General features: G+C 62.4%; 19 protein-coding genes. 3 read left to right on the top strand and 16 right to left on the bottom strand.

Annotation, left to right across the window (positions count from 1 at the left end; translation table 11 throughout):
* Positions 1–14 precede the first annotated feature (14 nt).
* Positions 15–365, bottom strand: coding sequence for an MFS transporter (locus tag HV770_RS10010; protein WP_175159253.1), 351 nt, complete (start codon positions 363–365; stop codon positions 15–17).
* Between the two features lie 728 nt (positions 366–1093).
* On the opposite strand from HV770_RS10010, the gene HV770_RS10005 reads away from it, so the two are divergent.
* Positions 1094–1417 (top strand): hypothetical protein, encoded by a 324-nt coding sequence (locus tag HV770_RS10005; RefSeq protein ID WP_175159252.1) that lies wholly within the window; start codon positions 1094–1096, stop codon positions 1415–1417.
* Between the two features lie 308 nt (positions 1418–1725).
* Positions 1726–2292: a hypothetical protein gene (locus tag HV770_RS10000; RefSeq protein WP_175159251.1), complete on the top strand. Its 567-nt coding sequence runs from the start codon at positions 1726–1728 to the stop codon at positions 2290–2292.
* 25 nt (positions 2293–2317) lie between these two features.
* Here HV770_RS10000 and HV770_RS09995 read toward each other — a convergent pair whose 3' ends face one another.
* From HV770_RS09995 to HV770_RS09940, 12 genes are all read right to left on the bottom strand, one after another.
* Entirely contained in the window at positions 2318–3067 is a 750-nt protein-coding gene (locus tag HV770_RS09995; protein WP_175159250.1) for an acyl-homoserine-lactone synthase, read from the bottom strand.
* Between the two features lie 163 nt (positions 3068–3230).
* A complete protein-coding gene (locus tag HV770_RS09990; RefSeq protein ID WP_246290794.1) occupies positions 3231–3926 on the bottom strand; it encodes an autoinducer binding domain-containing protein in 696 nt (231 codons plus the stop codon).
* 398 nt (positions 3927–4324) lie between these two features.
* Entirely contained in the window at positions 4325–5251 is a 927-nt protein-coding gene (locus HV770_RS09985) for a 3-oxoacyl-[acyl-carrier-protein] synthase III C-terminal domain-containing protein (protein WP_175159248.1), read from the bottom strand.
* Positions 5248–6309 carry a beta-ketoacyl-[acyl-carrier-protein] synthase family protein gene (locus tag HV770_RS09980; RefSeq protein WP_175159247.1) on the bottom strand — a complete coding sequence of 354 codons (1062 nt, stop codon included), beginning with the start codon at positions 6307–6309 and terminating at the stop codon, positions 5248–5250. Before HV770_RS09980 ends, HV770_RS09985 begins: the two co-directional genes overlap by 4 nt.
* A complete protein-coding gene (locus tag HV770_RS09975; RefSeq protein WP_175159246.1) occupies positions 6306–6914 on the bottom strand; it encodes a GNAT family N-acetyltransferase in 609 nt (202 codons plus the stop codon). Before HV770_RS09975 ends, HV770_RS09980 begins: the two co-directional genes overlap by 4 nt.
* 25 nt (positions 6915–6939) lie before the next feature.
* Positions 6940–8019, bottom strand: coding sequence for an acyl-CoA dehydrogenase family protein (locus HV770_RS09970; protein WP_175159245.1), 1080 nt, complete (start codon positions 8017–8019; stop codon positions 6940–6942).
* 24 nt (positions 8020–8043) lie between these two features.
* Positions 8044–9252, bottom strand: coding sequence for a pyridoxal-dependent decarboxylase, exosortase A system-associated (locus HV770_RS09965; protein ID WP_175159244.1), 1209 nt, complete (start codon positions 9250–9252; stop codon positions 8044–8046).
* Positions 9249–10865, bottom strand: a complete 1617-nt coding sequence (locus HV770_RS09960) for an acyl-CoA ligase (AMP-forming), exosortase A system-associated (protein ID WP_175159243.1) — start codon at positions 10863–10865, stop codon at positions 9249–9251. Before HV770_RS09960 ends, HV770_RS09965 begins: the two co-directional genes overlap by 4 nt.
* Before the next feature lie 24 nt (positions 10866–10889).
* Entirely contained in the window at positions 10890–11837 is a 948-nt protein-coding gene (locus tag HV770_RS09955) for a ketoacyl-ACP synthase III family protein (RefSeq protein WP_175159242.1), read from the bottom strand.
* Complete coding sequence (locus HV770_RS09950; RefSeq protein WP_175159241.1) at positions 11834–12868, bottom strand: 3-oxoacyl-[acyl-carrier-protein] synthase III C-terminal domain-containing protein; 1035 nt, start codon at positions 12866–12868, stop codon at positions 11834–11836. The genes HV770_RS09955 and HV770_RS09950 overlap by 4 nt, the downstream gene beginning before the upstream one ends.
* Positions 12852–13133 (bottom strand): acyl carrier protein, encoded by a 282-nt coding sequence (locus HV770_RS09945; protein ID WP_175159240.1) that lies wholly within the window; start codon positions 13131–13133, stop codon positions 12852–12854. The genes HV770_RS09950 and HV770_RS09945 overlap by 17 nt, the downstream gene beginning before the upstream one ends.
* A complete protein-coding gene (locus tag HV770_RS09940) occupies positions 13120–14457 on the bottom strand; it encodes an acyl-CoA dehydrogenase family protein (RefSeq protein ID WP_175159239.1) in 1338 nt (445 codons plus the stop codon). The genes HV770_RS09945 and HV770_RS09940 overlap by 14 nt, the downstream gene beginning before the upstream one ends.
* A gap of 240 nt (positions 14458–14697) precedes the next feature.
* Between HV770_RS09940 and HV770_RS09935 the strand changes: the two genes are divergently transcribed.
* Positions 14698–15534: a FadR/GntR family transcriptional regulator gene (locus HV770_RS09935; protein WP_175159238.1), complete on the top strand. Its 837-nt coding sequence runs from the start codon at positions 14698–14700 to the stop codon at positions 15532–15534.
* 53 nt (positions 15535–15587) lie between these two features.
* On the opposite strand, the gene HV770_RS09930 is transcribed toward HV770_RS09935, so the two are convergent.
* The 3 genes from HV770_RS09930 to HV770_RS09920 form a co-directional block, all read right to left on the bottom strand.
* Positions 15588–17012: an amidase family protein gene (locus HV770_RS09930; protein WP_175159237.1), complete on the bottom strand. Its 1425-nt coding sequence runs from the start codon at positions 17010–17012 to the stop codon at positions 15588–15590.
* Positions 17013–17351: 339 nt separating this feature from the next.
* Positions 17352–17681: a helix-turn-helix domain-containing protein gene (locus tag HV770_RS09925; RefSeq protein WP_175159236.1), complete on the bottom strand. Its 330-nt coding sequence runs from the start codon at positions 17679–17681 to the stop codon at positions 17352–17354.
* 57 nt (positions 17682–17738) lie between these two features.
* Positions 17739–18098 carry a helix-turn-helix transcriptional regulator gene (locus HV770_RS09920; RefSeq protein ID WP_175159235.1) on the bottom strand — a complete coding sequence of 120 codons (360 nt, stop codon included), beginning with the start codon at positions 18096–18098 and terminating at the stop codon, positions 17739–17741.
* Positions 18099–18198: the final 100 nt, after the last annotated feature.

Raw genomic sequence — 18198 nt, 5'->3', positions numbered from 1 at the left:
GGATAACTACTTCATTAGCCGAGGTAAGCAGCTCGGCTGCCGGTCAGTGTAGCCAACAGCACGCTGCTTGCAGCCATGTCTAATATGATCGCGCGTTGGGCACCGATGCGATCCAGGAAGGCACCCGACACGGGGCTGATGAGCAGACCTGGCACCATTGCTGCAAACGATAGCCATCCCGCGAAGGACGGCGATCCGAATCGGGATAGCGCATAAAGAACGATCAAAAGTGCGAACATGTGGCTAGCCAGACGTGACATGGCAGCTGCGCCCAATACGAGCGGCACATTTGCAATGCCCAGTAGGCTGCGGTACGAATTACTGTCAGACGTCATGGCCTTATCACTGAGATGGGTCTTGTTCACCGCTTGCCTCAATCGAGCATCGAGAACTGCGAATTCCGTCAAGAAACGTCGTTATGGCATTTTGTGCACGCGCGTCGCGGCAAACGTAGTGATCGTCACTATCCACGATAACCTCGCGAACCCAAGGAGGCTTAGCCGCTTCACGGCGCCGCCAACCTGGCCGTGCAAACCACGGATCGCGATCCGCCAGGATGTGTAGTACAGCCCCGTATGGTCAGGTGTGCGCAATCCGTCCGCCCACCCCCAGTTCTTCGGAGCGCTACATGACCACCCAGCTATGATGTAGGCTTCCGCCTTTACGGCGCCGCCCCAAATGGACACAGCGGCTCCGCCTTCGCTGAAACCCGATACGACAAGCGGTCCCGGTTCTATGAATGGACACGCTTCGACGCGCCTCACTGCATCTAAGAGCTCAGCACGACGATAGAGGTCTGCCAGGGGAAATGCTCCGGTTTCACAGTTCTCGATCTGGCAGTTGCTGGAACGCATCTTACGCGAGAAGCTGTCTGGGGCGAAGAATGCGAACCCGGCACGACGAGCCAAGGCTGCCAGAATAACTTCCGTTTCGCCGAGCCCAAAGGCGCCGTGCAGGTGCAGGAGAACGGGCACGCTCGCACGGCCAATCTCTCCGCAGGAGTGGAGTTGGTACCCTTCTCAATGAGCTTGCCGAGATGTTCCGCCGAGAATTCGGCCAGCAGTGTCCGGTAACTTGCGCGGACGCCCCTTCAATGGCAAGCATCGTATCCCGAATCTTTTCGGTCGCGCCTGCCTGCGCGTCGATCGCGGTCTGCGCCTGCTTGCACGCGACGCGTGCGCTGTTGCCGATCCTGCGCAGGGCTACGTCGGCGGCTTTTTCCATCGCGTCGACGGCATCGTCCACCTGGTTTTTCAGCTCGTCGAGCGTCATCTGCGTGATTGCGAACGGCACCCACGACGGGTCATCGAACGTCAGCCATTGCAGGACATTCTTTAAAACGCATCCAGTGGGCCGTGAAAACGAGCTTCCGTACGAGATCGCTTGCTACCTAGAAATATGCTCCTTTCCATCATGATTGCGACGACATGCGCCTTGCGTTCCAGCGGCGCGTGCGCGCTGACCAACCGTCATCAGAACTGTAGGAAGTTCAGCTTCGCATTTCTGTGCCGACGGTGGCACAGCATGCCCTGCTTTGCTTCGCAGTTGATATTTCGTCTGAGAAAACCGAAAAAAGATACGTGGCTGAAGCAGGATGACTTCGCCGCGATTAAGCCCCGCGATTGACCGGTGGCGGGTACTCCAGGCGCCTTCCCGTGCGTGCGGAAGAGGGAGAGTGGGCCAGCCAGAACGATACAGGCATACGCATTTGGGCCAGGGAAAATCATGAAAGAACTCCACGGATGGACCGTCGCTGGCATGGACGGCACCCCACTGATGCTACCGGCGAACGCTGCTCCCGATCAGCGTTTGCAGCGGGCCGAAGCCGAAGTCCGTCGGCTGACCAGATGCATGGAGATGAAGGACCGGCAACTCTGCGAGTTGCGCAAGGCGCTTGCGCATTCGGCGACGGTTCACTATTCATTTGAAAATCGCCTGCAGCGTGAACTGGATTCCCTGCGGATCATGATGCCCGTGAACGGGTTCCAGGAGCACTGGGGCGGGTCCGCCAGCGACCGACCAGAGGAGGGCAGGGTCGTGAAACTGCCCTACGTGACGTCAATACTGTCCGTCCTGATCGATGCGATGTGTACGTTCTGGGCGGACTGCGATCGCGCACATCCGCCGAAGTCCGCGACTGTGGCGCACGCCATCGACGAACGCCTGGGCTTGGCCTCGCAGCAGAATGGAGAGGCTTCGCGTAGCGGGCAGGCTTACGCGTCGGCGATCAGGCCGGACTGGATAAAGGAGGCCGACAATCGCCACCATTGCCGGCCTGCAGCGATGCGCTGATGCGCCCATGCAAGAGGCCAGTCGTCTAGACTGGCGCTTGCGTGCGCATCGTTTCGTTGTCGTCCACCGCGAGGTGCCTGTCACCGGGGCCATACGCAGGACGCGCGCCCGCGTCGGTGGAGGACGAATGACCCGGCAAACCAGCTTCGGCGAGTGGGATCTGTCCGAAGCGCGTGATCGACTCCAGTAGCGCGTTGGGATCGCACTGGAGATTGCGGAACGTAGCAGGACCCAGTTCGAATGAGCACGCAACGATATCGGCACGGCCGGGCGTAGTGCCAGCGCCGATATCGCGCAGTTCGAGCCCGAAGCGTCGGTATAGACGCGCAACGGAGCGCGAGACGACACCGATCACTCGCGTCGCGCCGAACGAGAGGGCGAGTGCCATCGCGTAAGGGAACAACGACATGCCCGAGGTTGAGCCGGTTCGATGGTCCGGCAGACCTGATCCTGCGAATCGCGACATCTCCCATATCGAACTCGATGACGGCAGTGAGCCTGGGTCTGTGAGCTGTGGGAAAACATCACGGAGCAGATAGGCTCCTGTGGTGGGCATCAGCCGCGCGCATCCGCAGACCCCGTCGTCCGCGGACAGTGCGACCAGATGAACGGTACTGCCTCCGTCGAATTCATCCCACTCGCTCGTCGCATCTTGGGACACACCGGGTATTTCCCAGTGCAGGCGCTGGACGAAGACCTTGTGGCGGAATGCTCCAAGATGGTGATGGATATCCGGTGGCAGGTCATCAAGCCTGCCGGCAATGATGTACGACATGGGCTCCTCCGATGTCAGCCGTTGACGCGACGCTATCAGCGTGTCTATGGCCCAGAAACTCGGAGCTTTCGGAGGGTGTCACTTTGCACGCACGAGCGTGCACTGGCCCACGTCGCTTGTACGGTGACGGGCAGGACGTGGGGTGGAACTTCAGAAAAAGGATTCAGGGCTTTATGATGCCCTGTACGGTCGCGTGGACTGCTGCGGCCGTTCTGCTTCGGATGTTGAGAGCCTCCATCGCTTCTTCGATGTGGTAGTCAACGGTATAGCGGGAGCGCCCGAGGATCTCGCCAATCTCGGCGGAGGTTTTTCCGCGGGCGACCCAGGTCAGACATTCGAGTTGACGCGCCGTAAGCAGGTGTGCCGCCCTTTTCGGAGGCATCAGCGCGAGGCGATGCATTTCGAAGTGAAACTGCGCGCTGATCAGGTATGCCAGCCGGGAGTTGATTGTGTTGTTGACGGAATGCAGAGGGCCCGACAGGTTGAACAGGAGGATGCTGCCATCGGACTGGTGAACCGGGATACTAAGTCCCGCGGGCAGGCCGGCCTCTCTTGCTTCGTCGAGCAGACGCCGCTCGGCTTTGCTCAAGCCGATGATGTCGTGCCATCGGTAGGGAGCCGACTGGAGGAATGCAGTGCGATGAACGGGGTCGGTGGAGGCGTAATCCCGACGCTGGTATTGCCGCACCCACTCCTGCGGATAATGTGAGCCGATCATCTCGAGCGCCGTTCGCCGGGCGGTGGTCGAACGGCTCCGCGTAACGCGGCTGATCACGTAATGCGGGAAGCCGAGCTTGCCAGCCGCATGGCCGAAAGAGTCGACGAGGGAAGGAATATCGGCGGCGCATGCAAGACGCATGACCGGTGCTGGTGCGCCAGCCTGCCGACGATCAGAAATGGGTGACGGCCTATGCTGGCCCTCGTTCGAACGGCGTCGAGAGACATGTTTCATGTTCGCTACCCTGGCGTTGCCCGACAGGGACTGGAACGGCGGGTGCCAAATGAGAACGAGGCACGCGCGCGATGACAGCGCGGTCCATGCGGCACGGGCTTTTGGGAGAGAGGCGGCGAGTCAGATGGCACATGCGATTGCCGCAGGCATCGGCGATGGCAACCGCGGGCATACTGTGCACCCCGCCCGAGTCAGTTTAGCGTTCATTGTAGTCTGTGGATGGCGGTTCAACGACGCATGTAAGGGATTGAAATCATGCGCACCGTGCAGGGGCAGGTGTGAGGAAGGTTGATTGTGTCGATGGGCTAACGGAGCAGCAACGCTACTGCTGAAAACCCGCCGACGCCCCGTGCAAAGAGCAGGAACGGCCTGCCCCGTACCAGTCCATGACACTGGGCGAGATTGATGAACGCATCGCTGACGGTGACGTGGCCGATGCGGGCAAAATTCTCCGTGAACAGCCGCTCCTGCGGGATCTTAAGCGCATCGAGCAGGCGGTACCATGCAGGCAGATCCAGATGATGGGGCAGGATACGCTGGATGTCGTCCAGCGTGAAATGTGCCTGCTGGACTGTCCGCCTGATCAGGCTGCGCGCCGCGAAGAAGTGCTGCGCTGCCAGGCGCGGTTCCTCATTTGTCAGTACCGCTCGCCAGCCCTGGCCGCTGGCATATGTCGCGATGGCGAGCAGGCGGTTGACGGCGGCGCCGCGCTCGATGAATGCGGCGAATGCACCATCACCCAGAATCCCCTCGGTTTGCATTAACCTTTCTGATTCGAGTGGCATGATGTCGGCGCCGACAAGCAGGACCCGTTTCATGTGGGGCCGGGCGATGAACATCGCACGAATCACACGTAGTGCGCCAAGGGCGGATGCGCAATGCTGCTGCGCGAACGAAAACGCCTCAGCGTCGATGAAACCGAACCGGTCACATAGCAGGCCGGGTAGCGACTGCGGCGGTGGCGCAATGCTGCCCTGGAGCGTATGCACGTAGACGATGCAGTCGACTTCACCAGGTGCGACGGCGGAGGCGAGCAGGAGACGCTGGATCGCACTGGCCGCGAGTCCGATTGCGGTCTGCCCATCCGCATTGCGGTAGTAACGCATCCCGGCCCGCTCCAGGTTCAGTACGGTGCTGGAGTTCTGCCCGGTGCGCTTTGCCCAGCACCGGACGTCGTCGATGCGTTGGGGAAGATGGAAGGCGACGTGCGGTATGCCGAGATCGGGGGTCATGAGACAGACCGGCTATCGTCCCACTGACAGAGGTAGGGTGCGCCGCGAGCTTCCAGCAGCGCAGCGCCCGCAAAGCCGCCGATCCCGTAGCCCCATAGCAGCATGCGGTGTGTCCGGCTGCATGCGGTGCGGCGGAGAGCCTGTGCGAGGCGTACGATGGATTCGGCCGCGCCGAGATGGATGCAATGTCGATGCTGCGCTCCGGCGTCCTGCCGACCGAGCAGATTGCATACTGCGCGCTTGAGCGACGGGATACCCGGGTGCCCGACAACCTCGTCAATTTCACAGTGACGAAGAGCGTGTCGCGCGAGCAGAAACTCGATCACCGATAGCAAAGTGAATGTCCGGGCGTCGGAGACTGGTGCGGCACGACGACAGATGTCAACAGGAACGTGCCGGGCTGCCACATCGAGCAGGTGCAGCCCACCTGTTCCGTAGTCGGTTCTTTCAACGAGCAACGCACCGGCGGCGTCACCGTGCACAATGCCAGGTCCGCATATTCTGGAAAGCGGTGGGCTCCACTTCTCCGCCGCGACAATCAGTATCGTGTGAACCTCCGGTTCAGCGACGAACAGGTCGGACGCCAGCCGCAATGCTGTGAATGGCGACACGCCGTGCTGTTGCGAGACCGAAAAAGGAAAACACGGTGCGCCGATCCCTGCACACAGCCGTCCGGCAACTGTGGTCGAAATATGTTCATCGAGGCTGCTATGACAGAACACGATGACATCGATTGGGCGCGCGTCCGGCGGCCGGGCGGCGCAGATCGCGTTTGCCACTTTTGCGGCGAGTCCGGAAAGATCCGTACCGGTTTCGACCGGCACCATGCAGGTCATGTCGGGTGTTGCCAGACCGGAATGCACAGGGCGCGAGCCACCGGTTTCCTCACCGGGCCAAGCCTCCAGCCAGTGCCCGTAGTCGGCATGCCAGGATCTCATCCACGCATCCCAGCCGGGATGTCCTGTCGCGCGCAATGCCGACTCCATTGCCGTCCATCGGGACAGCGGTATGGCGTCCGGCACCCAGGCCGTCACTGCGGTGATGACGGGCGGGTTCATGCGCCACCCTCGGCCGAGCCGCAGTCGTTGGCGAGATCGGCGGGCAGCAGGTCATACAGTACGCGCCCAAACCGCGATCCATGTATGACGTGGCAATCCCGCTGCAGCCCGATCAGCTGAAAACCGATCCGTTCGAGCAGGCGTCGCGAGCGCACGTTGCAGTCTACGGCCCACGCCGTGATGCAGTGCAGCCGGTCGGTTTCGAGCACCTCGTGGAGCAGCCTGATGGAGGCAACAAACGTCATGTCCCGGCAGGTGGGCCGCTGGCTGTCGCGCAGTACCCAGAACGAGCCGGTGCCGAATCCATGCGTCAGATCGCTGACAGCCACAACGCCGCTTGCCGCTTCATGGCCTGCCGGTCCGAATACGCGCAGGCGGTGCCGAGCGCTTTGCATCATGATCTGCACGGCGAGCGCAGGAAGCGTCTGACGGCCTTGCCCAAAATCGAACCACTGGTTGATGTCCGGTTCGGAGAGCCAGGCAGCGATGTCATTCACATCGTTGCTGTCCGGTTCACGAAGCCAGCACGAGCTGGATCCTCCACCCGTCTCGCCGGGTCCTTCAGTCTGGGGCGCGGATGCCTGTGTCCGCCCTTCGCTGCTCACGGGGAATGTCCTGCTGGTGAACCACTTATGCCGACGTGGTGAACGTGCATAGCGCCGCCTCGACCTTCATCAGCAGCATCGCAAACCAGTGCGCCGTCTGGAACCGTGCAGCAGGTGGAAGACCTTCCACGTAGCCATGGCCACCACAAAGCTGTACAAGCTCCCGCGCAACGTCCGTCGCTTCGGTGGCAACGTGGCGCGCCATCTGCGATACGGCGGCGATCTGCGCCTGCGTATCGTCCGCCGCCACCGACCGCAGAAAGAGGTGGATGGTGTGCGCGGACATGAGCATGTCGGCGAGTCGGGCAGCGACAAGCTGATGGGTGACGATCGGCTTGCGGAATGTCTGTCGGGTCACGCTATAGGCGAGAGCGAAGTTGATGCCCTGCTGCACGGCACCGGAAAGCAGCGCTGTGAGGTAGATTGCTGTATCGACGAGCCACCGTCTTACCGGATCACCGCCGTGATTCGCGCCCTGGGGCATCACCAGGAGTGGGACATCGCCCGCCCGAATGGGAGTGCGGGTGATCGATAGCGCGCCGAGCACGGCAACGGGAACGGCACCCTGAACGTCCTGTCCGGCAGGCAGCGTCGCCAGCATGAGCTGCGGACGTTCATCGTTCATACCGACCATCATTGCCGGCGAGGCTGGATGCTGGCGCAGGATCCAGACGCTCGAAGCATCCGCGTCAGGGATACCCAGCGCAATGGATGCGGTGCCGTCGAAGTAATGCTGGATATCGCGATCGGGCAGCCGGTCGAGTGAGTCGTATTCGCGCAGCGTCATCAGTGCGGGGCTGCTGAGAGTCAGTTCGGCTGCGCGTTCCAGCGGCCCTGCCGCGAACTGTTCGACGACAAGTGCCAGGTCGTGCCGGCGGATTCCCATGCCTCCGACCTGTTCCGGCAGGATCATGGTCGCGAGATCGAGCGTCGCCGCGAGCGTGACCGTTTCGCTCCATAGGGCGGAGTCTGGCCGGGCGGCCAGCAGTGGTTCAAGGCGCTCGCGTGAAAACTGCCTGGCGGCAGCACGCAACGCCTGCTGGTCGTCGCTGAGTGTCCAGGACGCGGGTGTGAGGTCTGCCACAACGGATTCACTCGATGGCATGATGTTCCTCCAGATCTCGTGGTGTCATACGAGCATTTCGACAGGTTCGGGATGACTCAGGAAATGCAGCGGGCTCGCTGAGCGGCCGTACGCACCCGACTGTCTCACCACGACGAAATCTCCGATATGAGCTTCGGGAAGTTCAATGTCGTCCGCCAGACGGTCGAGCGGCGTGCACAGGCAGCCCACCACATGGCAGCGTTCGCGTGTCACACCGTCGGGGCGGTTTCCGATGACGACCGGAAAGTTACGGCGAAGGACCTGACCGAAGTTGCCGGAGGCCGCGAGGTGATGATGCAGGCCGCCATCCGTGATCACGAACGTTTTGCCGCGCGAGACCTTCTGGTCGATGACGCGGCATACGTAGATTCCCGCCTCGCCGACCAGGTAGCGCCCGAGTTCCAGGATAGGCACGATTCCCGGCAGACGTTCGCCAAGCCGTGGCAGCCAGTCGTGCATCGCCTCGCAGACTGCCTTTACATCGAGCGGTGTTTCGCCCGCGAAGTAGGGGATGCCGAAGCCGCCGCCAAGGTTCACGAACCGCGGCGGTCCGGTCAAGCCGCTGGCCAGCCGGAGAACGAGCTCAACACTCTGGCGCTGGGCCTCGATGACCGTCGCTGCATGCAGGCACTGCGAGCCCCAGAAGATGTGAAAGCCGGCGAGTGCGACTTCCCGCGCTTCGAGTTCGCGCAGCAGCGCCGGGACCTGGCCCACATCGACGCCGAACGGCGCCGCACCGCCACCCATGCGCATGCCGCTCTGTCCGACCTGGAAGTCGGGATTGACGCGGATTGCCACGCTGGGCTGCACGCCGAGCTCCCATCCGAGTGCGGTGACGAGCCGCAACTGGGTTTCTGATTCAACGTGCACGTTCACTCCGCTGGCGACGGCGCGTCGCAGGTCGTCGTGAGATTTGCCTGGCCCGGCAAAGCCGATTGCGGCTGGGGTGGTACCGGCATCGAGCGCGATGGCCATCTCCTGTGCGGAGGCAACATCGAAACCGTCGACCCGCCCGGCGAGGTAGTGCACCACGGCGGGCATCGGATTCGCCTTGATCGAGTAGTGAAGGTGCATGCCGGAAGGCAGCAGCCTGCGCAGTTCCCGGATGCGGGCGTCGATCGCAGATCGGTCATAGGCAAAAAACGGTGTGTGCCCGGCACGATCGGCCAGCTGTCTTACGTCCACGCCACCGAACTGCAGCCCCGGAGGTCGCCGGATGAGAGTCAGGCTCACGATGTTTTCTCCCCTGAACCGTGGGCGAGCGCGGCAAATCCAAACGCGGCAACCCTATTCCGTAGCGCCGCCCTGTCGAACTTCCCGTTGGGATTGCGTGGAATCTCCGGACAGCTCACGATGTCACGCGGGACCATATAACGTGGCAGGCGCTGCATGCACCAGTCGCGCAGGTCATCGACAGCTGAGTCATCAGCCAGGACGACAAGCAGCGCAACCGCTTCGCCAAGCGCATCATCCGGGATACCGAGCGCGGCGGCTTCCACGACGAGGCCGCTTGCGTGGACCGTTTCCTCGATTTCCTCCGGACTGATCCGGTAGCCGGAACTCTTGATCTGGGCGTCATTGCGGGTGATGAAATAGAGAAAACCTTCGCTGTCGCGCCGCACGAGGTCGCCAGACCAGACTGCCGTATCACGCGGCGCACCGCCCGGCTTTGCTTCGGGCGACGGGCGGTAGCGTTGCGCGGTGCGCGCGGCGTCGTTCCAGTAGCCGAGTGTGACGCACGCGCCCACGTGCACCAGCTCGCCGGGTTCGTCGGGCGCGCACGGCGTACCGTCCTCATGGACCACCAGGATGCGCGCATTGGGCACAGCCTTGCCGATCGAGTCGGGCCGCCGGTCGACCTGTGCGGGATCGAGATAGGTGGAACGGAATGCCTCGGTCAGCCCGTACATCAGGTACGGCGTGGCACGGGGGAAGAGCGTCCTGAGCTTCTGCAGCACGGGCAATGGGAGGCGACCGCCGGTGTTCGCGAAGTAGCGCACCGCATTGCGCGGCCCGTCGGGCCACGTCGCGCCCGCGAGTTGCATCCACAGTGGCGGTACTCCGGTAATGGCGGTGATGCGTTCGCGCTCGCACGCGAGGATGGCGTCCTGCGCAGTGAGGTAGTTCAGCAGGACTGCTGTTGCACCAGCAGACCAGGCCGAGGTGAGCTGGCTCAGACCAGCATCGAAGCTCAGCGGGAGGAGCGCGAGGATGCGGTCGGACGGTTCATGACGCAGATACTCCGCGACGCTCCAGGCGCCCTCAAGCAGGTTCCGATGGCTGAGCATCACGCCCTTGGGCAGGCCCGTCGAGCCGGAGGTGTAGAGAAGGGCGGCAAGGTCGGTGTCAATGCATGGCGTGGACGGTGCCGGAATCGAGGCATTCCCGGGGGCAGCGGTGTCGCGGTCCGGCCAGCGATGAATCATGACCGTTCCTGTGCCGAAGAGGACCGGGTCAGGCTCATCTACCACGATCAGATCGGATACTGGTGCAAGGCCTTCCGCAGCCTGGGACCGGGCGCGAAATGCGGAGGTCACCAGACATCGCGCGCCGCTGTCGCGAAGCACGTGGGCCACCTGGTTCGGTTTCAGGAGCGGATTGACCGGGACGAACACGCAACCCGCAGCGCAGGCGCCGAGCATCGAGACGGCGGTCTCAATACGCTTGTCGAGAAAGATTGCAACGCGCTCCCCCGGAGCGATGCCAAATGAGGATAGAGCCTGCCCGAATGCGTGGCTCCTTTTCAGTAGTTCGAGGTAGGAGACGCGGACATCGCCGCATACGAGCGCCTGCGCATCAGGTGAACGGCGCGCTGCTGACTGCACAAGATCAAGGAGGTTTCGCATGGCCGGTTGCTATTAAGTTCTGGGTCAATGGCGGATCACCATCGCGCCAAAGCAGCCGGCAAGTCCGCTGGAGAAAAGCAGCGAGTGCGAGTCCGGTTGCGCGCGCGGCGCGGTGTGGAAGTTGATGAACGGGTCGGCACCGAACACGTGGCCGAGGCGTCCGAAATTCGCCGTGAAAAGGCGCTCCTGTGGTACGGACAGCATGGCCATCAGGCGCTGCCAGCCGGGGAGGTTGACGTGGTGAGGCAGGACATGGACGAGTTCATTGCCTGTGATGCCTGCCTGTCGAAGTGCCGCACGCATTGTCGTGAATGCCGACCAGTAGTAACGATCATCTGGCACAGGCTGCAGGTCGTCGTCGGTGCCGCGGAAGTAGCGATTGTCTGTATAAAGATGCAGCCCCATGATGCGGTTGCGGTCGGTATCGCGCTCCAGCAGGATTGCGCACGCCCCGTCGCTATGCAGCGCGAGGTCCTGGATGGCGCGCAGATGATCGCAGCCCGAGCCCATCACATCCGCGCAGACAACGATCGCCCGCTGGATGGGACGACCGGCGACGGTGAGCACGCGCAGCAGGCGGATGGCGGCTACCGGTGAGACGCAGTTCTGCTGCATCAGCGAGAACGCGAGTGCGCGGTCCAGGCCCATACGGGACTGGATGAATGCCGCCGTACCGGCAGGCGGTGCGAGGACGCTGCTCTGGATGGTGTGGGTATAGATAAGCGCATCGATGCTTGCCGGTGTCGTACCGGTATCGTCGAGCAGGGTGGAAACCGCCTCGCACGCGAATGTGACGGGTGACCCCGCTGCAGCATCGTGGAACTGCTGTACGCCATTGCGCAGCAGCGCGCTCGCGCGCGCTTGGGGAAATCCGCAGCGACGGGCCCAGGTGTTCGCATCGACTGTCCGGGCCGGAAAGCTGGTTGCGATGCCGGACAGCGATAACATGGAAGTGGTTGCGGGCGCAGTCATGGCTGCCTCACGCGGTATTCGAAGATGGCGCAGGTGGCCTGTCCCTGAAAGCCGGCCGACCACAGCAGAATGCGTTGTCCGTCCGACGGAGCAACCGATTGCAGCAACATGTGGAGTTGCGCCGGCGCGTCTGCGGCGCACAGGTACCCGATGTCGCCCGGGTCGGGGTACCACATTCGCCATGCAGGCAATCGGGCCTGTGCGGTGACGTTGCACGCCAGGGTTGCGCTGATGCGCGGCGGCACGATCCAGTCGATTGCCGTGGGTTTCAGGCCTGCCTGCCTGCACGTCTTCCCGATGATGTCCACCACGACGGTTTCGTCGATGCACATATCGGGGGGCGCGACGGGAACCGAAGGCGTGCATACGTTGACGCTGAGCACCCTCCATCCGGGACCGGCGTGACGCCGGATCACTACGGCAGCCGCACCGTCGCCCAGTGCCGTTAGCGATCCGGCCAGCCGCGAGAACGGCGGCAGCCAGCGTTCAGCGCCGACGATCAGTGCACAGCACGTGTGATCGTCACTGGCCATCATGTCGGCCACCATCTTCAGTGCAAGAAAGAAGGACACGCCCTGCAGTTGTCCAATCGCGAACGGCACACCCGTCGATCCCAGTTCGCTGTGCAGCCGGCCCGCACAGGAGAGTGCGAGGTCCTGCTCGAAACTTGTCGCGCAGACGATGACCTGATCCGGCACGAGGTTGTCCTTCCCGGGACACCGCCGGATAGCTTTCCCGGCGACCGTTGATGCCATTTCCGAGAGGAAAAGGCGTGGCTCGCAGGCGACGCGCACCGGCAATGCGGCGTGCACCGATCCCGACGAATGACTGACGTGGGCAGGACGTGCCACCTCGCCACTCCAGCGCAGCGTATCGGCATAGACTGATCGCATGATGGTTTCGCGCGCGCATGATGGTGCGGCCGCTGGTTGCTTTAACACTGCGTCGGGCCGCACGCGCGCCTGCGGGACGTAGCGTGCCGTGGCCGCGATGCATGCCTGCCCGCGAACGGGGTCAGTTGCGAAGGACATGGGATTCCACGAAGGAGACGAGGTTGCCGAAGCGCAGGAACAGATCGGCAGAGAGGTCTTCCGGCGCGAGCGTGAAGCCGAAACGCTGCTCGAGCTGAAGAAGCAGGTCTGTCATGTTCATGGAGTCGACACCAACGTCGAACAGGTTCGTGTCGTCCGCGATCAGGTCCGCGGCCATGGTGATGCCGATGGCTGATAGCAGGCATGACCGGATGGTGGCTGCGATTTCCTCGCGCCCCGGGCTGTACGCGTTATGCGTCGTCATGGGGTATCTCCTTCCCGGATCGGTGGGCGTTGGCTAGGTCAGGCGATGGGTCGGTCGGTAAGACAGGTGATGAGTCAGGTGTGGCGGGGCAGTTGCAAGGCACGACCGTCATGTCCCATGGACGTGACGTTGATCGCTGCGCCGCCCGTGCGATCATGAGCCGCTGTAGGTCGCCGGTACCTTCCATGATGTCGAACGCCCTGGCGTCCCGGTAGCCCTGCTCAAGTGACGGACAGGCGGCGATGCCATCGAGACCGGCGAGGTCCATTGCAGCGCGCGTCACCCGCGCGGCCACGCGCGAGGCAAACGCCTTGGTCATGGAGGAATCCATTGACGTTGCAATGCCGCGATCTGCTTTCCAGGCCGTGCAGTGACAGAGGAGCCATGCGGCCGCAATCTGGCGGTCGATGTCGAGCAGCGAGGCTTCCACGCCGGCCACGCCCTGGTGCCTGTCCGCGGGCGTGCCACCCGCATCCAGCCAGGCCGCCAGGTCCGCGCGCACCCGCCTGCAGCTACCGACCATGACGGCGGAAAGCAGGGGCCTGAAGTAGGCCCAGGACCGCTGTGCACCCGAGAAAGCGTCGTCGAGCGGCTTTTCGTCGCCACGGGCAAGCAGCGCATCGTCGGTGACCTCGCAGTCGGTGTAGGAGAGCACGGCAAGCTGGGTCGCGCGCAGGCCTGCCATCCGCTCGATGCGCGACGCTTCGAATCCAGGTGTATTGCTCTCTACCAGGAATGCGCGGATACCGTAACGGCCCATCTGCCGGTTGATCGTTGCAAACGTGATGGCATAGTCGGCGCGCGCGCCGTTCGTGATAAAGCACTTTGTGCCGTTCAGAACCCAGCCGCGACCGGTCTTCCTTGCACTGGTACGCATGGCAGTCGCGTCGGAACCATAGTCCGGCTCGGTGATAGCGAAGGCGCCCCAGCGCGGTGTGCCCGACTGGAATCGCTGGAAGAACCGGGCCTGCTGTTGCGTCGAGGCGAGCGCAACGACAGGCGGCATGGCGAGACCCGGGCCCGGTAAAGCAAGGGCGAGGCTTGCATCGGCTTCCCCGAGGAAGGCCATCAACGTTGCCTGCGCCACGAGGGACTGCAGGAGCGGACAGCCGCCGTACTGGATGGGTACAAGGTTCATGTTCAGGGCGCTGACGTCATCCGCACGCCAGGGAGGGCCGACGATCTGGCCGGTTGTATCCGATTCGAGGCTGACGTTGCGCATACGCCTGGCAAGCAGATCAAGATCGAGTCCACGCTCGGCGAGCGCGGCACCGATATCGTCGATCGTGCGAACCGCCTGCGACGTCTGCTCATGCCGTGTCATATGGAGCTCTCCCAAGCGGGCGTGTCTGCGCCCAGGACCAACATTCACGCCAAGCCATTAATGAAGTTTGCGTGTCGTCTGGCAATGAGCGTAGGCATGGGACGGGAAGGCGTCACCTCCGAACATTGGGAGGTGTTGTATCGGGGGGCGTCGGCGGCGACGTTATCGCGGTCACGCGACAGCGGATGACTGATAATGACGTCTGGATCGAACGATGATGGCTAACTACGGGTGTGACGTATGGCAGCGCGAAAACAGGCGACAGAGAAAAAACCGTTGCTGAAGCGAGACAAGCGGGGGCCCCGCACGACCAAGCGGGGAGACCAGGTGGCCGAACTTATCAAGACGTGGATTACCGATGGAAAGGTGCGCCCCGGTGTGCGACTGAACAAGGAGGCCGAGCTCCAGGACATATTCAACGTCAGCCGCGGCTCGATGCGCGATGCCCTCAAGGCACTGGAGGTGCAGGGACTTGTGCGTCTGAGTACAGGACCGGACGGTGGCGCGACGATTACGCGAGTGCCGCTTGCCCGTGCATTTCAGGCATTACAGAACTACCTGTTTTTCGAGAGCATCAATCTCGAAGATATCTACGCCGTGCGGCGCGTGCTGGAGCCGCTACTTGCAGCAGGGGCGGTCGAGCATCTGACGGAGGCCGACCTGGAAGCGCTCGAGCATAGCGTGGAAGTGTGCGAGCCGTTTGTCGCAAGCCATGACCATGCGCTTGACCAGCGCCACGAGGACATCCACTTTCATGACGTGCTCGCCGCGGCAAATCCGAACGCATTCCTTCGCTGCGTATGCCAGATCATCAACCAGATGTTGCACAGCCTGGTGATCGTGGCAGGTAACGTGACGCAAGATGATTACCAGGCATTTGGCCGGCAGACCGTCGCTGCCCATCGAGCGATTATGGATGCCGCTAAGAGGCGCGACGCCGACGCGGTGGAGCAGTTCATGGCGGCGCACATGGAAGAAGCGGAAGCGCAACTGCGCAAGGTACATGCGGCCTTGCGGCAGAAGCTGGTCCTGGATTCGGACCTTGGTCTGCACGTACGGAGTAAAGGAAGCTCGTGATAAGGCGTCCGGCCCCGCGTTCTGCAGGTCCGAACGTTTGTTGACAGGTAGCGTCAATGCAGTTTGCGGCCAGCAATGGATGAGGAAAGCGCGCGCGCGAGCTCAGTCAACGGCGCGCGTCCGAGGGCAAGTTCGAGGATGTGGCTGGCCCAGAGCACAAGTGCATCCGCATGACGGCCGCCAACGATCTGTACGCCGACTGGCAGTCCTTCCGAAGTCGCACCTGCATAGATGCTTGCAGCGGGAAGGCCCAGCTGGTTGCACCATGCGGTGAAGTGGGGAAACAATTCACCGCTGGCTGGGAGTTCCGCAAGGGGCATGGCCACACGGGGATACACGGGACAGATGACAAGGTCGTACCGCTTGAAGAATGCGTTGACGGTGGCGCCCAGTTCGCCTCTCTCGATCAGCGCACCCAGCAGCGCCTGGCGCGATATCCCGGCGCCCGCATCAGAGTATGCCTGTAACGATGGATCGAGCGCCGCGCCGCCGTCAGGCATGCCTTCGGTGAGCTGGCGGCAGCAGGCCGGCCAGAGGATGGCGTGGATCGCGTTACAGCGAGCGATACCCGGCGGGTCTTCCGGATGGACCCTGGCGCCAAGGTCACGGAATGTGTCGGCCGCACGCACGACCGCATCGTGGACGGTGGTTTCGGGCGTGACAGCGAGCCCCAACGATGGACTGAACGCTATGCGTACCCCACCTGGCGCTGGCTTGCACTTCAAACCAAGTTCATAGTTGCTGGCATCGAATGGCAACGCGTACCAGTCGCGACTGTCAGGGCGACTGATGACGGTCAGGATGCGGGCTGCATCCGCCACGCAGCGGGTCACGGGACCAACATGGCTTAGTAACCCAAACGGCCCGCGGGGTGCATGCGGGACACGACCGAAGCTCGGCTTGAAGCCGAACGTGCCGGTGAAAGCGGCTGGAATCCGGATTGACCCGCCGCCGTCAGTGCCAATCCCTACCGGCGCCATACCGAGGGAGACCGCCGCTGCGGCGCCGCCACTGCTGCCGCCGGGGGTCCGTTGCGTGTCCCAAGGGTTGCGCGTGACGCCGGTGAGCGGGCTGTCGGTGACAATCTTGTGGGCGAAATCAGGCAGGGTGGTCTTCGCGAAGCAGATGGCGCCAGATTCGCGAAGCCTTGCCACGCACGGGCTGTCGTGGCGCGCCGGGCTTTCGTCCGTGGCCCGCGAGCCGTACCTTGTGGCAAGTCCGGAGACCGCGACGTTGTCCTTGACGCTGATCGGCACGCCGTCCAGCGGCCCGAGCGGGCGCGTGTGTTGCCATCGTGTCTCGGACGCACGCGCCATGTCGAGTGCATCCGCGGCTATCTGGCAGAAGGCATTCACGGCGGGGTCTAGCTGTTCTATGCGCAGGAGCACGGCCTGCATGACCTCCACGGGGGAGGCGCCCTTCGTCGCGTAAAGAGTATGAAGCTCGTGTGCTGTCAGATCGCAGATGTCACTGCTCATGTCGTCTCCCTATTAATCATCATAAATACCTTAGACGTGACGCTTGCCAGTGTCAAGAATCGATGGCGAGTTGGCATCGAGGGTAAACGAGCGATCTTCCAGCATTGACATACCAATAGTGGCGACGTAAATTTATGATCATAAATACGGAAAGCAGCATCCTGCGGCGAAGCAGTAGTCTCGGCTCAGCACATGACGCGAGGTTGACGGACGTCGCGGTGCGCCGTCACGAAGCATTCCGTAGGAGTTGTCGTCCGATCAGGGCGCAGGGCGCAGTACAGGCAAAGCGCCAGATATGGCGTCGTCTGCGGCTGGCTTTGAGACTCAGGAAGTCTTAGTTTATTCCTGAGCGAGTTTCTCTGCGCTGGCGAGGAGAGCCCTCTTCTTTTCCTTGCTCAGCCTGCCCGCGACTGCCAGCAGGTTCGCGATCAGGTCGTCGTCCTCGTAGAGGAAGCCCGTGGGCACAAGGAGTGCTCGCGCCAGACGCTGGCTGGTCTGTATCGCAGGGGTGTGTTTGCCCTTTTCGTACTGGTTGACGCGGGTACTGGCCGAGAATTCGTCAATACCCGCCTGAATGCCAAGCTGCTCCTGGGTGAAGCCCGAGCGCAGTCGCGCCTGTTTCAGGCGGCGGGGGAAGACGGCATCAGAAGTGGGTGTATCGCGCGACATCCGGCGAGTTTCCCGGATTCGCTCAGGGATTTTGCTAAGTATTTCTTAGTCTAAAGACTAAGGATTATTTGGTTTTCTGGTCCTGGAGGATGCTGATTGTGTCAGCGTCTCGGCATTCGCAAGGAGGATCTTTTTCCTGGCACGCGTGAGCGGAGCAGCAGTTGCGAGCAGTGCTGCAAGCAGATCGTCCTCCTCGTAGAGGAACGACGTCGGGACGTGCAGTGTTCTCGCCAGGCGTTGCCCCATTACGAGGTGAGGCAGGTGCTTGCCTCTTTCGTACTGGTTAATGCGGGCACTGGCGGAGAATTCGTCGATTCCTGCACTAATACCGAGCTGCTCCTGGGTCAGGCCCGAGCGTATCCGTGCCTGTTTGAGGCGTTTTGCAAAAACGGAGGATGTCGTGTGCTTATCCGGCATCCTCGGAGTCTCTGGGAATTGCTCGCCATTTTTACTAAGACTTTCTTAGTCTTCTTCCTAAGAAACGCTTTGCCTTGAGGGCGGAGGAACTGAAATGCGA

Origin of the sequence: Paraburkholderia fynbosensis (assembly GCF_902859935.1) — a bacterium.
GTDB lineage: Bacteria > Pseudomonadota > Gammaproteobacteria > Burkholderiales > Burkholderiaceae > Paraburkholderia > Paraburkholderia fynbosensis.
This window is presented reverse-complemented; position numbering and strand designations above follow the sequence as displayed.